At 70.9% G+C, this 14,617-nt stretch carries 14 protein-coding genes and 1 pseudogene; 5 read left to right on the top strand and 10 right to left on the bottom strand.

The window, feature by feature from the left end:
* Positions 1–51: 51 nt before the first annotated feature.
* On the bottom strand, positions 52–897 hold the full coding sequence (locus tag ACFWP7_RS36705) for a polysaccharide deacetylase family protein (RefSeq protein ID WP_384390957.1): 846 nt from the start codon (positions 895–897) through the stop codon (positions 52–54).
* A 179-nt stretch (positions 898–1,076) separates the two neighbouring features.
* Between ACFWP7_RS36705 and ACFWP7_RS36700 the strand changes: the two genes are divergently transcribed.
* Positions 1,077–1,541 carry a universal stress protein gene (locus ACFWP7_RS36700; RefSeq protein WP_384390955.1) on the top strand — a complete coding sequence of 155 codons (465 nt, stop codon included), beginning with the start codon at positions 1,077–1,079 and terminating at the stop codon, positions 1,539–1,541.
* A 191-nt stretch (positions 1,542–1,732) separates the two neighbouring features.
* Here the strand turns inward: ACFWP7_RS36700 and ACFWP7_RS36695 are convergent.
* Positions 1,733–2,085: pseudogene (locus ACFWP7_RS36695) on the bottom strand (CapA family protein); the annotation flags it as partial.
* 280 nt (positions 2,086–2,365) lie between these two features.
* On the opposite strand from ACFWP7_RS36695, the gene ACFWP7_RS36690 reads away from it, so the two are divergent.
* From ACFWP7_RS36690 to ACFWP7_RS36680, 3 genes are all read left to right on the top strand, one after another.
* Positions 2,366–2,914, top strand: a complete 549-nt coding sequence (locus ACFWP7_RS36690; RefSeq protein WP_384390952.1) for a sigma-70 family RNA polymerase sigma factor — start codon at positions 2,366–2,368, stop codon at positions 2,912–2,914.
* Positions 2,915–3,048: 134 nt separating this feature from the next.
* Entirely contained in the window at positions 3,049–3,564 is a 516-nt protein-coding gene (locus ACFWP7_RS36685) for a hypothetical protein (protein ID WP_384390949.1), read from the top strand.
* Between the two features lie 184 nt (positions 3,565–3,748).
* Complete coding sequence (locus tag ACFWP7_RS36680; RefSeq protein WP_384390946.1) at positions 3,749–4,408, top strand: anti-sigma factor family protein; 660 nt, start codon at positions 3,749–3,751, stop codon at positions 4,406–4,408.
* 23 nt (positions 4,409–4,431) lie between these two features.
* On the opposite strand, the gene ACFWP7_RS36675 is transcribed toward ACFWP7_RS36680, so the two are convergent.
* The 3 genes from ACFWP7_RS36675 to ACFWP7_RS36665 all read right to left on the bottom strand — a co-directional run bounded on the left by ACFWP7_RS36675 (position 4,432) and on the right by ACFWP7_RS36665 (position 8,788).
* Positions 4,432–5,292 carry an Fpg/Nei family DNA glycosylase gene (locus ACFWP7_RS36675; RefSeq protein ID WP_384390943.1) on the bottom strand — a complete coding sequence of 287 codons (861 nt, stop codon included), beginning with the start codon at positions 5,290–5,292 and terminating at the stop codon, positions 4,432–4,434.
* 47 nt (positions 5,293–5,339) lie between these two features.
* Entirely contained in the window at positions 5,340–7,415 is a 2,076-nt protein-coding gene (locus ACFWP7_RS36670; RefSeq protein ID WP_384390941.1) for a SpoIIE family protein phosphatase, read from the bottom strand.
* Positions 7,416–7,498: 83 nt separating this feature from the next.
* Positions 7,499–8,788 carry a DUF6777 domain-containing protein gene (locus tag ACFWP7_RS36665; RefSeq protein WP_384390938.1) on the bottom strand — a complete coding sequence of 430 codons (1,290 nt, stop codon included), beginning with the start codon at positions 8,786–8,788 and terminating at the stop codon, positions 7,499–7,501.
* A gap of 115 nt (positions 8,789–8,903) precedes the next feature.
* Between ACFWP7_RS36665 and ACFWP7_RS36660 the strand changes: the two genes are divergently transcribed.
* The gene (locus ACFWP7_RS36660) at positions 8,904–10,325 is read left to right on the top strand and encodes a lipase maturation factor family protein (RefSeq protein ID WP_384390935.1); all 1,422 of its coding nucleotides are present in this window, start codon (positions 8,904–8,906) and stop codon (positions 10,323–10,325) included.
* On the opposite strand, the gene ACFWP7_RS36655 is transcribed toward ACFWP7_RS36660, so the two are convergent.
* The 5 genes from ACFWP7_RS36655 to ACFWP7_RS36635 are packed head-to-tail and all read right to left on the bottom strand — an operon-like array spanning position 10,313 to position 14,556.
* Complete coding sequence (locus tag ACFWP7_RS36655) at positions 10,313–11,152, bottom strand: amidohydrolase family protein (protein ID WP_384390932.1); 840 nt, start codon at positions 11,150–11,152, stop codon at positions 10,313–10,315. The two genes, ACFWP7_RS36660 and ACFWP7_RS36655, sit on opposite strands and share 13 nt — an antisense overlap.
* Positions 11,149–11,463 (bottom strand): L-rhamnose mutarotase, encoded by a 315-nt coding sequence (locus ACFWP7_RS36650; protein WP_384390929.1) that lies wholly within the window; start codon positions 11,461–11,463, stop codon positions 11,149–11,151. Before ACFWP7_RS36650 ends, ACFWP7_RS36655 begins: the two co-directional genes overlap by 4 nt.
* Positions 11,460–12,452: an aldo/keto reductase gene (locus ACFWP7_RS36645; RefSeq protein ID WP_384390926.1), complete on the bottom strand. Its 993-nt coding sequence runs from the start codon at positions 12,450–12,452 to the stop codon at positions 11,460–11,462. The genes ACFWP7_RS36650 and ACFWP7_RS36645 overlap by 4 nt, the downstream gene beginning before the upstream one ends.
* Positions 12,449–13,204 (bottom strand): SDR family NAD(P)-dependent oxidoreductase, encoded by a 756-nt coding sequence (locus ACFWP7_RS36640; protein WP_384390923.1) that lies wholly within the window; start codon positions 13,202–13,204, stop codon positions 12,449–12,451. Before ACFWP7_RS36640 ends, ACFWP7_RS36645 begins: the two co-directional genes overlap by 4 nt.
* Positions 13,201–14,556, bottom strand: coding sequence for an L-fuconate dehydratase (locus ACFWP7_RS36635; RefSeq protein WP_384390920.1), 1,356 nt, complete (start codon positions 14,554–14,556; stop codon positions 13,201–13,203). The genes ACFWP7_RS36640 and ACFWP7_RS36635 overlap by 4 nt, the downstream gene beginning before the upstream one ends.
* Between the last annotated feature and the right edge of the window lie 61 nt (positions 14,557–14,617).

The raw sequence follows: 14,617 nt of genomic DNA, 5'->3' as shown, positions 1-14,617 counted from the left end.
AGCCCCGATCGAGGCTTCGGGCGCTCTAGTGATCAATATTTCAAACACGCCCTAGGCGTACTGCCGTCGCGGCACCGTGATGTGGTAGCCGGAATCCAGCAGTTGCGGCAGATAGCCGCGCAGCGCCCGTACGCTCTGCGAGCGGTCGCCGCCCGCGTCGTGCGAGAGCACCACGACGCCCGGGGCGGCACCGCCCTCCACCCGGTTGACGATCGTGCGGGTGCCGGGGGCCGTCCAGTCGAGTGTGTCGACCGTCCAGGCCAGCGGCTCCATACCCAGGTCGGCGCCGAGCTGAAAGGCCGCCCGGTTCCAGGCCCCGTAGGGCGCGCGGAACCAGGTGGGCGGTTCACCGTAGGCGTCGTCGATGACCTCACAGGTGCGTTCCATCTCGGAGTGGATCGCCGAGCGGGAGAGCTTGGTCAGCAGCGGATGGGACCAGGTGTGGTTGCCGACGGTGTGTCCGTCGTCGGCCATCTCGCGCAGCAGGTCCTTGTTGTCGACGGCCATCTCCCCGCACACGAAGAACATCGCCCGCACGTCGTAGTCGCGCAGGGTGCGGAGGATGTCCGGCGTGTAGCGCGGATCGGGGCCGTCGTCGAAGGTCAGCACCATGCTGCGGCCGCGCCCGGAGATACGCAGGAACGGCTCGTGGCGGACGAGGGTCCGCCCGGCCCTGGCGCGCGGCGGACCGTATCCGGTCATGGGCTGGAGCCGGTAGGCGGAGGGCTTGACGGCACTGCGGGCCTGCGGGCCCGAGGCGGGTGGGGCACTGCGTACCGGGTGCGTGGCCGGTTCGGCGGTGAGGACGTGGGCCGTGGCCGCCGCACCGGCCGCCCCCAGGACGGCGGCACCGGCGATCAACGCCCGGCGCCGGGTAAGCAGCTGATCCTTTTTCATGACTCATCAGTCACCCAGTTGAGGGGCGGTGCTGTTCAGCAACACCGGTGCGGGCCCACGAAAGCACCCGATGGGACCATTTCGGCGGCGGCGCACCAATGGCCCCGCGAATTCAGGTGACCCGGGCCGCGGGTGCCCAGGTGGCTCCCGGACCTGGAGGTGGCGATAACCTCGCAGCCGTGACGGAACAGCAGCACTCGCAGGGGTTCGAGCGGGGCACGGACGGTCCCAAGGTCATAGTCGTCGGAGTGGACGGCTCCGACTCCTCTCTCCGCGCGATGGCATACGCGGGAGGCCTGGCCCGACGCCAGCACGCGTTGCTCGCCGTGGTCTATGTCCAGCCCGTGATGGCGGCGGGCGCGGCGATGGGGGTGCCGATCGCCGAGACGACGGACGAGATCGCCGAGGATCTCGTCGCGCAGATCCGGGACTCCGCCGAGCGGCTCAAGGGCATATTCGAGGTGCGCTGGGAGTTCCACACCTTCCGCGGCGACCCGTACAACGGCCTGGTGACCGCGGCGGACCAGCTCAAGGCGGACGCCGTGGTGGTGGGCGCCTCCGAGCAGGCGGGCCACCGGATCGTCGGGTCCGTGGCGATCCGGCTGGTGAAGGCGGGACGCTGGCCGGTCACTGTCGTGCCGTAACAGCACGTCGGTAGCCGGCCTACCGCCCATCAGCAGACCGTCCTGGGCCGCGCCCCGGCTGAGGACGACGGACCCGATCCGGTCGCGTACGCCGACGACCTCGGCCCCCTGCGCGAGGGCGGCGTTGAGGTTGACCACGCGGCCGGCGTCGAGGTCGAATGCCTGCGGGATGAACTCGGCCTTCTTCGCCCCTCGGCCATCTCCGGCGGGGACTTGAAGGTCGGGTAGCCCGTGTGGTCGCCGTCCGCGCCGTACACGGTCTCCATGTGACAGATCGCCAGGCCGGCGCCGGACACGACGGGCCGGACTCCGGCGAGCATCGGCCGGAAGTCGTATCCGTTGCCGCCCGCGTCCGCCTCGCCCGCTCGATGATCGCGGTGTGCGGCAGTACGTCACCGGGGGCGACGAGGGTGAACTCGCGAGGGTCGGAGGATGCTGCGGGCTGCCCACTCTCCCGGACCGGCGGGTCCTGGGCGGCCTGACAGACCGTTACGACGAGTACGGCCGCGATGGCCAGGCTAGTCTGTCGTCCGCGTGTGGTCATACCCAGCCCCGATGCAGTCATATGTACGTCTGAAGTGACACGAATCCACGTCCACGCGTACTCAGGAGTCAGGGAGCAACGCACGCCTTCTGCCCGTCCGGCGTCCGAGGACGAGCCCTCCGGGCGAAAGGGGGCCTGGGCGCAGTCCCCCGCAGCGGGACAGCGCCTCACCGCCCCGATGAACCGCTCACCGCACCGTTCACCGACTGCTTCGACCGCCCAGCGCACAACCGTGTGCCGACCCTGTCCTCACGGAGCGACACCGGCTGGCATACACGCCATGACGGCCGGAGCCACCACCATCACCCGCGGAACGACCGCCGAGCACGAGCTGGCCGCACTCCAGCGCGAGCACGGTCGGCCCCTCTTCGCGCTGCTCCTGCGGCTCTCCGACGGCGACCGGCAGCGCGCCGAGGACCTGGTGCAGGAGACTTTCGTACGGGCCTGGCAGAACCCCGAGGCGCTGCGTGCCGACGCCTTCGACTCCGTACGCCCCTGGCTGCTCACCGTCGCGAGGCGGCTGGCGATCGACGCGCGGCGGGCCCGCCAGGCGCGGCCCGCGGAGGTCGGGGACGCGGTGCTGGAAAGTGCGCGCGTCTGCGCCGATCACGCCGAAAGGTCCGCGGCGACGCTCGATGTGCGGGAGGCTGTGAAGACTCTCACTCCCGAGCACCGTGAAGTCCTGGTGCAGGTGTACTTCCACGGGGCGAGTGTGGCGGAGGCCGCCGCGGCGCTCGGAATTCCGCCCGGTACGGTGAAGTCCCGCGCTTACTACGCGCTCCGCGCCCTGCGCCGGGTACTTCCCGGATACGCGGCCGACCTGCGATGAAACCAAAGGTCGAGTCAAATTTCGGTAAAGCGCCTGCCGAGGACCATGGTTGGGCAATCTGCTGTCTTCATCCGTGTTCCGGACTGGGGCCCGGGGTCGGGCCACGCGCACGCACCGGAGGAAGGCAGGAAGGGATGCTGCACAGAGGTCAAGAGAGCACGGATGGCACCGGAGGCGGCGAACTCACCGTCCCCATGGCGTGGTTGTACGCCGAGTACATCGCCGACGAACTGCTGCGGACCGGCGACCTGATGCCGCCCACATCCTTCGAGTTCCGCGCAGGGCGGGATGCCCTGGCGCTGACCATCTTCCTGTCCGACGCCGGCGGCGAGCTCTCCGGCATCAGGGTCATCACCCAGCTGGAGACCTGGCTTTCGCTGACGGCGTACGACCAGCCGTGGCGGGACTGGGTGCGCGAACACCTGGCGCGGCTCGCTGCCCGGGCCATCGACTCGAGCGCACCGGACCCGGACCTGGAGCTGGCCTCGGCGGCCTGGCGCTGGCTGGAGGAGACCGAACTGCTCGCCCCCGACCTGGACGCCGTGCCTGGCGGCGGGCCTGTCCCGGGCGAGGACGACGGTCCGAAGGTGTGGACGCCGGCCTGGCGACTGGGGCTGCCGCTGGGGCATCTGGCGATCCATCTCTTCTGACCATCCGCCCCGCTCGCCAAACCATTCCGTGCCCGCACCAATCCGCGGGCCCCCTCGCTCCGAACGTCCTGGTCGCCATTCCGAACGAGTCTTGAGTGATTCGGCGGTCTGGTGCGTACCGGTGGGCAACAGCACTCCCACCCCGCACCATCACCCCCATCGCCACGAGGATTCGGTAATCGGTATGAGGTCCCTGGAACGGCATCGCGACGTCGGCGCCTACGCGCTCGGCGTGCTGAACGAGGCGGATGCCTTCCGCTTCGAGGATCACCTCATGGAGTGCCCTCAGTGCGCCGCCCATGTGAGTGAATTCCGGCCCGCGGCACGGCAGTTGATGCTGTACCGGGGTGCCACCCCGCGCTCGGTGCACCCCTTCGCCGCCCCCGGGCCGCGGCTTCTGGACCGGTTGCTCGGCGAGGTGGCGACCCGTCACAAGGCCGGCCGGCGACGGTGGCTGTACGCCGTGGCCGCCTCCGTGGTGTTCGCGGCGGGCGGGCCCGCGATCGCGATCGCCACGGCGGACGGCACCCCCACCACACAGGTCGCCGCGACGGACGCGGAAACCGGTGTATGGGCCCAGGTCACCTCCGAGGATCGGGTCTGGGGCAGCCAGGTCGATGTGCAGGTCAAGGACTCGGCAGGACCGCGGCCCTGCCAGCTCGTCGCGATCGGCAAGGACGGTTCCGAGCAGACGGTGACGAGCTGGATGGCACGCGGGGAGACCAGCCAGACCACCAGCATGCAGGGCGGCGCCGCGCTGCAGTCCAAGGAGATCAGCCGGTTCGAGGTGCGCACGACCGACGGCGAGCACCTGGTGACGCTCGATCCGGGCACCGGCAGCTGACGTCAGGACCAGTCGGTGCGGGGCTACTTCAGGAGCCTTGACATCCGACGGTCCGCGAGCGGCTTCCCGCCTGTCTGGCAGGTCGGGCAGTACTGCAGCGCGGAGTCGCTGAAGGACACCTCGCGGATCGTGTCGCCGCACACCGGACAGGGCTCCCCGGCTCGTCCGTGCACCCGCAGTCCGCTCTTCTTCTCCTTCTTCAGGCGCCCGGCGGCCAGCCCGTGGGAGCGCTCCACGGCCTCGGTGAGCGTGGCGCGCAGCGCCTCGTACAGGCGGCCGGTCTCCTCGGCGTTCAGTGTGGCGGCGAGCTTGAAGGGCGACATTTTGGCGGCGTGCAGGATCTCGTCGCTGTACGCGTTCCCCACGCCCGCGATCAGGCTCTGGTCGCGCAGCGCGCCCTTCAACTGGCGCCGCTCGCCTGCCAGCAGCTCGGCGAACCGCACCTCGTCGAAGTCGTCGGCGAGCGGGTCGGGGCCGAGGCGGGCGACGCCGGGGACATCCGCCGGGTCCCGTACGACGTACACGGCGAGCTTCTTCTGGGTGCCGGCCTCGGTGAGGTCGAAGCCCTCGCCGGTCGCCAGGGCGACCCGCAGCGCGAGAGGGCCCTTGCCGGGGCGGGGCGGCCCGTCCGGCAGGGTGTCCTTCCAGTGCAGCCAGCCCGCGCGGGCCAGGTGCGTCACGAAGTGCAGTCCGTCGGCCTCGATGTCGAGGAACTTGCCGTGCCGGTAGACGGCGGTGACCTCGCGGCCCTCGAAGGCGCTGACCGGAGGGTCGTACGTCTTCAGCACGCTGATGGCGACGGGCAGCACGCGCACGACCTCACGGCCGACGAGGTGGTCGGCCAGGAAGTCCTTCAGCGCTTCGACCTCGGGCAGTTCCGGCATACGTCCAGGGTGCCACCCGGCGCCGACATCACCAGGTGGACCGTTGGTCAGTCCGGTTCCGGCACGGTGAACTCGCACCACACGCACTTGCCGCCACCGCGGGCCTCCACGCCCCAGACGTCGGTGAGCCGGTCGACGAGGAGGAGACCGCGGCCCGAGACGCCGGACTCACCGGCCTCGCGGCGCCGCGGCAGGGCGCTGGAGGAGTCCTCGACCTCGACGCGCAGCCGGCGTTCGGTGCCCGTCAGGACGCGGAGAGTGACGATCGCGGGACCCTCGGTGTGCATCAGGGCATTGGTGATCAGTTCATCGGCGACCAGCTCGATCTCGTCGGCACGCTCCCCCGCACCCCAGGAGGTGACGGCGGCCCGGATCATGTGCCGGGCCTCGGCCAGCGCCTCCGGGTCACCTGCCGCGACATGCTGCTGAAGGCGCCCGCCGGCCTGCTGGGCGGTGAGGGTGCGGCGGCGCAGGAGGAGCAGCGCGACATCGTCGTCGCCGCCGCGGTCCTCGGCCACGTCGATGAGCCGGTCCGCGAGGTCGTGGACGTCGTCCGGGCCGGTGCGGATGAGCGCCCGGAGGGTGCGCATGCCTTCGTCGAGGTCGATGCCCGGCTGCTCGACCAGGCCGTCGGTGTACATCAGCAGGGTCTGTCCGGGGTCCAGCTCGAAGGTGCCGACCGGGTACTCCAGGCGCCCGAACTCGGCGGACAGACCGAGCGGCAGGCCTCCTGCCACGGGCAGGGGATAGCAGCTGCCGTCGACCCGCCGGACCAGTGGGTCGATGTGGCCGGCCCGGACCAGCTGGACGACACCGGTGGACAGGTCGGCCTCCGCGTACAGGCAGGTGGCGAAGCGCTGGGTGTCGAGTTCCTTGAGGAAGACCGAGGCGCGGGCCATCACGGTGGCCGGGGTGTGGCCCTCGGCGGCGTAGGCGCGCAGCACGATGCGCAGCTGGCCCATGACGGCGGCGGCGTGCGTGTCATGGCCCTGGACGTCGCCGATGACGGCGCCGACGCGACCGCCGGGCAGCGGAATCACGTCGTACCAGTCGCCGCCGATGTCCCTGCCGAGCGAGGCGGAGCGGTAGCGGACGGCGATGTCTGCGCCGGGCACGCCGGGGATGGAGCGCGGCAGCATGGCCTGCTGGAGGCCCTGGGCGAGGTCTTTCTCCTGCTCGTAGAACATGGCCCGCTGGAGGCTCTGCGCGATGCTGCTGCCGAGCGCGAGGAGGACGTTGCGGTCCTCCTCGGAGAAGCCGTGCCGGTCGTCGTAGAGCAGTCCGATCGCGCCGATCGGCCGGGCCTGCACGATGAGCGGCAGATACGCGGCCGCGGTGATCTTCAGGTCGGTGATGTGCGGCCACAGGAGGGGGTATGCCTCGGCGAACTCCTCCGGTGACTCGATGAAGTGCGGTACGAGGGTCCGTACGACCTCGTTCATCGGGTACTGCGCGTCCATGCGCGTGATCCGGGTGCCCGGCACGTAGCTGTCCTCGGGGCCGGCGGCGACCATGTTGATGCGGCCGGCCTCCACCAGGCCCATGACCAGGCTCGTCGCCCCGAGATGGGTGATGCCGTGGGTGTCGTCCAGCACGTCGATGACGTCCTGGACGGTGCGGGCGTGGGCCAGTGCCGCCGTGGTGATCTGTACGACGCTCGTCTGCTGGCGGCGGAACTGGTCCTGGGCGGCCTGCTCACGGCGCGCCGCGCGCTCGCTCAGCTCCTGCGTGGCGTCCCGGACGATGCCGATGATCCGGCGGGGTCTGCCGGTACCGTCGCGGCGGATGTAGCCCTGCGTGTGGGTCCAGCGCAGGGAGCCCTCGCGGGTGCGGATACGGAAGTAGGCGCCGTAGTTCTCGCTGCCGTCCTTGAGCGCCTGGGAGACCAGGGTGTCCAGGCGTATGCCCTCGGCCGGAGGCACGCGTATGGCCAGGGTCCTCGGGTTCCCGTCGTACTCCTCGGGAAACACGTCGAAGACCTCGTGGGCCTGGGCGTCCATCTGGAACAGGCCCGTGTCCAGGTCCCAGTCGAAGCTGCCCATGCGGTTGAGCGCCAGGATCGGATCCGGGTGGGCGGGCCAGTCGTCCGGGAGTGACAGGGCGCTCGCTCCCCGATCAACCATGTGGCCACTTTGTCAGGATTTGCCGGATTATTCGACCGCGACTTACAGGGCGAGGGCTCCGGAGTCCATGGCCGAGCGGACGCTCAGGCGCCGGTCACGGCGGTCGCGGCGTCGAAGACGCTGTCCGAGGGGGTCGGGTCGTCGGGGATCAGGCCGCCGCCGTCCGGCGGATCGGGGCTTTCCGGGACGGTGTCGGGGCCGACCTCCTCACTCGATGTCGTCGGGTCCAGCGGGAAGGAGGGCTCGTCGGGGGTGCCGGTCTCCTCCGGTGAGGTGAGGTTTTCGCTGGTCGAGGGGTCCTCGGGGGTGGACTGGCCGGGAGTGATCGTTCCCGTCTCCGGGGAGATGCTCTCGTCCCAGGGGGTCAGGGTGCTTCCGGGATCCGTCGTGGGCGGAGCGGTGACGGTGGCCGTGGCGCAGTCCGCGGGTTCGTCCTGAGTACGGTCCGACGGGTCGGCCGGAGCGCTCCCGGTCTCGCCCGGAGTGACCGTCACGGTCGGTGTCACGCAGTGGGACGCCGTCTCGTCCGGGCGGGTGCCGTCCGGCCTCGGGTGACCGCCCGAGGCCGGGCCCTCGGGCTCCGGGGACCGTGTCCAGTCGTCCGGCCGCGGTACGGCGTGGTCGTGGCGGCCGTCGTCGCCGATCCGTCGCTCGATCCAGGTGTTGTTGACGATGTTGATGATCGTGATGTTGGTGATGACCGTGGACGCCGGGTTCACGACGACGACCTCGGCGGTCCGGTACCCGGACCAGGCCTGTCCGTGGGTGGCCGGGGACCGCCCGGACTCGACGGGCGGCTTCAGCGGGTTTCCGCAGGCGCAGCGGACACGCGGCACTCCCCGGTTGTCGACGAGTACGGCGGTGCCCGCCTGGAGGACCGACTGACGGCCGGTCGCCCGCTCACCGCTGAGGCCATGGTTCGTGACCCGTGTGTCGGCCCGCAGCACGACCGAGGTCAGGCCCCGCAGATAGCTCGGGAGCGAGGCCTGGGAAACGCCGGTGACCTGCGCGAAGGCGCGGGCCTTGGTCCGGTCCGCGGTGAGGAGGGCGACCTGCCGCCCGACGTCGCAGCTGCCGACGGAGGGGACGCCGCCGTAGAGGCCCGGCGTGGAGCCCGAGAGAGAGCGTACGGAGCCGCTGCCGGCGGGGGCCGGTTGCTGCGTTCGGGTGACGGGGGGCGGGGTCGCGGGGGAATCGGCGGTGGAGTCCGTGAAGGGAGCGTCGCCCCGAGCCGCGACGGGCTCCAGGAACAGCTCACCGCCGCCGGACGCCTGGTCCCTGTCCCCGTCGTCGTCGCCGCCGCACCCCGCGACGAGGAACGCCGCCGAGAGAGCGCAGGCCGTGACGAGGGTTCTGGCGGGTGTGTGCACCACGTTCTCCCGTCCATGCCGGGCAGTTCGTCCACCATTGTCAGCGTCACCCGCTTGGGTCACGCAAGCGGAGGCGGTCACCCGGCGTCACACTGGGAATGAGAGGAGCACGCCCGTCGTGGAGTGGTTCGTCGCACCCGAGTACTGGCTGAGCCGACTGGTCTTCCAGCGGGCGCTCGCCGTGCTGTACCTCGTCGCGTTCCTGGGCGCGGCGTTGCAGTTCCGTGCGCTGATCGGGGAGCGCGGGATGCTGCCGGTCCCCCGCTTCGTGGCACGGACGCCGTTCCGCCGGGCGCCGAGCGTGTTCCAACTTCGCTACTCGGACCGCTTCTTCGCCGCCTGGTGCTGGACGGGCTGCGCGGTGTCGGTGGCTCTGATCGCGGGCCTGGACTCTCAACTGCCGCTCTGGGGCGCCATGGTGCTGTGGCTCGTCCCGTGGGTGCTGTACCTGTCCGTCGTCAACGTCGGTCAGACCTGGTACTCGTTCGGCTGGGAGTCGCTGCTCCTGGAGGTCGGCTTCCTCGCCGTCTTCCTCGGCAACGACCAGGTGGCGCCGCCCATCGTCGTGCTCTTCCTGCTGCGCTGGGTGCTGTTCCGCGTCGAGTTCGGCGCCGGGCTGATCAAGATGCGGGGCGACGAGTGCTGGCGGAAGCTGACCTGCCTCGACCACCACCACGAGACCCAGCCGATGCCGGGCCCGCTCAGCTGGTTCTTCCACCACCTCCCGGGGCCCTTCCACCCCGTCGAGGTGGCCGCCAACCATGTCACCCAACTGGCGGTCCCCTTCCTGCTGTTCACCCCACAGCCGATCGCCACGGCCGCCGCCTCGCTGATGATCCTCACGCAGCTGTGGCTGATCCTGTCCGGCAACTTCTCCTGGCTGAACTGGATCACGATCGTGCTGGCCCTGTCGGCGGTCGAGTTCCCCGCCACCGCACCGGAGGTGTCCGGGACACCACTCTGGTACGAGGTCGTGGTCCTCGCCGTGGCCGCGGCGCTGCTGGCACTCGGCTACCACCCGGTCCGCAACATGCTCTCCCGGCACCAGGTCATGAACCGCTCCTTCGACCCGCTCCATCTGGTCAATACCTACGGAGCGTTCGGCAGTGTCAGCCGAGTGCGCCACGAGGTGATCATCGAGGGCACGACGGACGACCTGCCGCGGGAGGACTCGGACTGGCGGGAGTACGAGTTCAGGGGCAAGCCGGGCGATCCGCACCACTGGCCGCGCCAGTTCGCGCCGTACCATCTGCGGCTCGACTGGATGATGTGGTTCGCGGCGCTTTCCCCCGCGTACGCCGAGTCCTGGTTCGCGGGTCTCGTGGAGCGGCTGCTGGAGAACGACCGGGACACGCTACGGCTGCTGCGCCGCTCCCCGTTCCCCGCCGACTCGCCGCCCCGCTATGTCCGCGCGAGCCTCTACCGTTACCGCTACACGACCTGGCGCGAGCTGCGCGAGTCGGGCGCGTGCTGGCACCGGACGTACGTGCGCGAGTTCCTGCCGCCGACCCGGCTCGACTCGGTGGCTCAGAGGCGGTAGACGCGGGTGGCGGTGTCCGTGAAGACCTGCTCACGCTCATCTGCGCTGAGACCGGCGGTCAACTCCCGTGCGGCGTCGGCCACTTGGTCGTAGGTCGCCGCCAGGACGCACACCGGCCAGTCGGAGCCGAACATCAGGCGGTGCGGTCCGAAGGCGTCCAGGACGGTGTTCGCATACGGGCGCAGGTCGTCCGGCGTCCACTTCGCGGGGTCCGCCTCCGTCACCATGCCCGAGAGCTTGCACACCGTGTTGGGCCGGGCGGCCAGGGCGCGGACGTCGGATGCCCAGGGTTCGAGCTCGCCGGCGGCGATGGGCGGCTTGCCCGCATGGTCCAGTACGAAGGTGAGTTCGGGCAGCGCCGCCGCCACCTTGGCGCTGGAGGGCAGTTGGTGGGGCTGGACGATCAGGTCGTAGACGAGCCCCGCCTCCGCGAGGGCGACAAGTCCGCGCCGTACGTCCGGACGCAGCAGCCACTCGGGGTCGGGCTCCCCCTGGACCTGATGACGGATGCCCTTGAGGTACCGGCCGCCCGGCAACTCCCGCAGCCGCGCGAGCTCGTCGGCGACCTCGGGTGCGGTCAGATCGGTCCAGCCGACCACTCCCCCGATCAGCTCGCTCTCGGCCGCCAGGGCGAGGAACTCGGGGGTTTCCTCAGCCACGGTGATGGTCTGCACGAGGACCGTGCGGTCGACTCCGGCGGCCCGCGCTTCGGGTTCCAGGTCCGCGATGGTGAAGTTCCGGCGCAGGGGCTGGAGTTCGGGTCCGGTGATCCAGTCCTGGTCCCGTACGGAGAGGTCCCAGACGTGGTGGTGGGCGTCGACGGTCATGGCAGCTCCCATACGACAGGCAGGGCAGCCTTCGCACCCTCGCCCGAGTAGTCGTGTACGACGTCGAGGAGTTGCGTCATCCTGGCCTGCCAGGCGATGTTGACGGGCAGCTTCTCCAGTTCGGCGAGCATCCGGTCGTAGTCCTCGCACTCCAGGAGGTGGAAGAGGTCGGTGCCGCTGCGCCAGATCGTCCAGGAGGTGGCTCCTGCGGCCCGGATCGCCCTGGTCAGTTCGGCGGGGACCTTGCGATGGGCCGCTTCGTACTCGGCGACGCGGTCCGCGCGGACCTTGGTGTGCAGCGCGACTCTCATGACGGCTCCTGTACGGGTACGGGGGCGTCGCGGGGCAGCAGGTTCTCGGCGCGCAGTTCCTGCCAGAAGGCCGTCGGTACCGCGGTCGCGAACTGCTCGACGCAGTCGCGGACTTCGTGCGAAGAGCGGGCGCCGACGAGGACGCTCGCCACCGCCGGGTGCGCGGCGGGGAAGGCCAGGGCGGCGGCACGCAGGCTCGTGCCGTGCCGTTCGGCGATCGCCTTCAGCCGCAGGGCGCGGTCCAGCAACTCGGGTGGCGCGGCGGCGTAGTTGTAGGTTGCTCCCGGTTTCGGGTCCGCCAGCAGGCCGGAGTTGAAGGCGCCGCCGATGACGACGGACGTGCCGCGGTCCTGGGCGGCGGGTAGCAGGTCGGTGAGGGCGCGGTGGTCGAGCAGGGTGTACCGGCCGGCGCACAGGACCACGTCGACGTCCGTGTCGCGTACGAAGCGGGTCAGCATCTCGGTCTGGTTCATGCCCACGCCGATCGCGCCCAGCACACCTGCCGCACGCAGCTTCTCCAGGGCCGGGTAGGCCTCGCGGAAGGCCTGCTCGGCATGGTCGTCGGGGTCGTGGAGGTAGACGGCGTCCACGTGGTCGAGGCCGAGGCGTTCGAGGCTGGCGTCCAGGCTCCGCCGTACGCCGTCCGCGCTGAAGTCCCAGACACGATGGTGGGTGGCGGGCACGGCGAAGCCGTTGTCCAGGTCGTCGCCGCCGGCATCCCCGTCCGTTGGCTCCAGGAGGCGGCCCGCCTTGGTGGAGACGGTGTACTCGGCGCGTGGCCGGTCGCGCAGGGCCGCGCCGAGGCGTCGCTCGGCGAGGCCGATGCCGTAGTGCGGGGCCGTGTCGAAGTAGCGGATGCCGCCCGACCAGGCGGCGTCCACAGCCTCGTACGCCTGCTCGTCGCCCACGGCGGTGAACAGGTTGCCGATGGCGGCGGCGCCGAAGGCCAGGGGGCTGACCTCGACGCCGTTCTTCCCGAGCGTGCTCACCGGCCCGCCGGGCGCAGCCGCAGGCCCTGCATGCCGCCGTCGACGGCGAGTGAGGTGCCGGTGGTGGCGCCGGACAGCGGGCTCGCCAAGTAGGCGATGGCGCCCGCGACTTCGGCTGCCGAGACGAGGCGCCCTGAGGGCTGGCGGGCCTCCAGGGCGGCGCGTTCGGCGGCGGGGTCGGGGGCCGCGTCGAGGAGGCGGCTCACCCATGGGGTGTCCGCCGTGCCGGGGTTGACGCAGTTGACGCGGACGCCTTCGCGGAGGTGGTCGGCGGCCATCGCGAGGGTGAGGGAGAGGACGGCGCCCTTGGTGGCGGAGTACAGGGCGCGTTGCGGGAGTCCGGCGGTGGCGGCGATGGAGCAGGTGTTCACGATCGCCGCGTGCTCGGAGTCACGCAGGTGGGGCAGGGCCGCGCGGGTCGTACGGACGATGCCGACGACGTTGACGTCCAGGACGCGGTGCCACTGCTCGTCGTCGTTGTCCTCGACGGTGCCGGCGGCGCCGATGCCCGCGTTGTTGATCAGAATGTCGAGTCCGCCCAGCTCCGCGACGGCGGCGGCCACGGCCTCGCGTACGGAGGCGTCGACGGAGACATCGGCGCGGTAGCCGAGGAGCGGCTTCTCGACGGAGGACGGGTCCAGGTCGAGGACGGCGACCTGGGCGCCACGGGCGGCGAGCAGGTCGGCGGCGGCCCGGCCGATTCCGGAGGCGCCTCCTGTGACGAGTGCCTTGAGTCCTTCGAAGTCGGTCATGCCGCTGCTCCCTTCGGGTCGGTGAGTGACTGCTCGGCGAGGTCGGCGGCCCAGAAGGTGCCGTCGGGGAAGGTGAACTCCGCGATGGACTCGGGCCGCATGGTGGCCGAGAAGCCGGGTGCGGCGGGGGCCGCGTAGTGACCCTCGCGGATCACCACCGGGTCGAGGAAGTGGCCGTGCAGATGGTCGACGTACTCGATGACCCGGTCCTCGGTGGTGCCGGAGAGGGCCACGTAGTCGAACATCGAGAGGTGCTGGACGAGTTCGCACAGGCCGACGCCGCCCGCGTGCGGGCAGACCGGCACGCCGAACTTGGCGGCGAGCAGCAGGATGGCGAGGTTCTCGTTGACGCCGCCGACACGGGCCGCGTCGATCTGGAGGACGTCGATGGCGCCGGCCTGGAGGAGCTGCTTGAAGATGATGCGGTTCTGGACGTGCTCGCCGGTGGCGACCTTGACCGGTGCGACGGCCTTGCGGATGGCGGCGTGGCCGAGGACGTCGTCGGGGCTGGTGGGCTCCTCGATCCAGTAGGGCTCGAACTCGGTGAGGGCCTTCGTCCAGGCGATGGCCTCGTCGACATTCCAGCGCTGGTTGGCGTCGACCGCGATGCGGATGTCGGGGCCGACCACGGAACGGGCGACCCGGCAGCGGCGTATGTCGTCCGCCAGGTCGGCGCCGACCTTCAGCTTGATCTGGGTGAAGCCGTCGGCGACGGCCTGGGATGCGAGGCGGGTGAGCTTCTCGTCGCTGTAGCCGAGCCAGCCGGGTGAGGTGGTGTAGGCGGGGAAGCCGCGCTCGACGAGCCGGGCCTGGCGGTCCTCTGCGCCCTGTCTGGCGCGCCGCAGCAGGTCGAGCGCCTCCTCGGGGGTGAGCGCGTCCGTGATGTAGCGGAAGTCGACCTGACCCACCAGCCACTCGGGCTCGGCGTCGGCGAGCAGCTGCCACAGCGGCTTGCCCGCGCGCTTGGCCACCAGATCCCACACGGCGTTGACCACGGCGCCGATCGCCATGTGCATCACGCCCTTCTCGGGACCGAGCCAGCGCAGCTGGCTGTCGCCGATCAGGTCGCGGCCCAGCGAGCCCGGGTCGGCGCACAGCTCGTCGACGGACCGTCCGACCACATGCCCGCGCAGCGCGTCGATCGCGGCGACCTGGACATCGTTGCCCCGCCCGATGGTGAAGGTGAAACCGTGCCCCTCGATGCCGTCGGCCGCGTCGGTGCGCAGGACGACGTACGCCGCCGAATAGTCGGGGTCTGGGTTCATCGCGTCGGAGCCGTCGAGCTCGCGCGAGGTGGGGAAGCGGATGTCGTAGGTGTCGACCGCGGTGACGCGGGCGGGGATCGGGGACACGGAAGGCCTTTCGATCGGTGACAGGGGTCCTCGGTGACCGTGGGGGGGGCGGGGTGACCAA

This window comes from Streptomyces sp. NPDC058470 (genome assembly GCF_042721055.1).
Taxonomy (GTDB): Bacteria; Actinomycetota; Actinomycetes; order Streptomycetales; family Streptomycetaceae; genus Streptomyces.
This window is presented reverse-complemented; position numbering and strand designations above follow the sequence as displayed.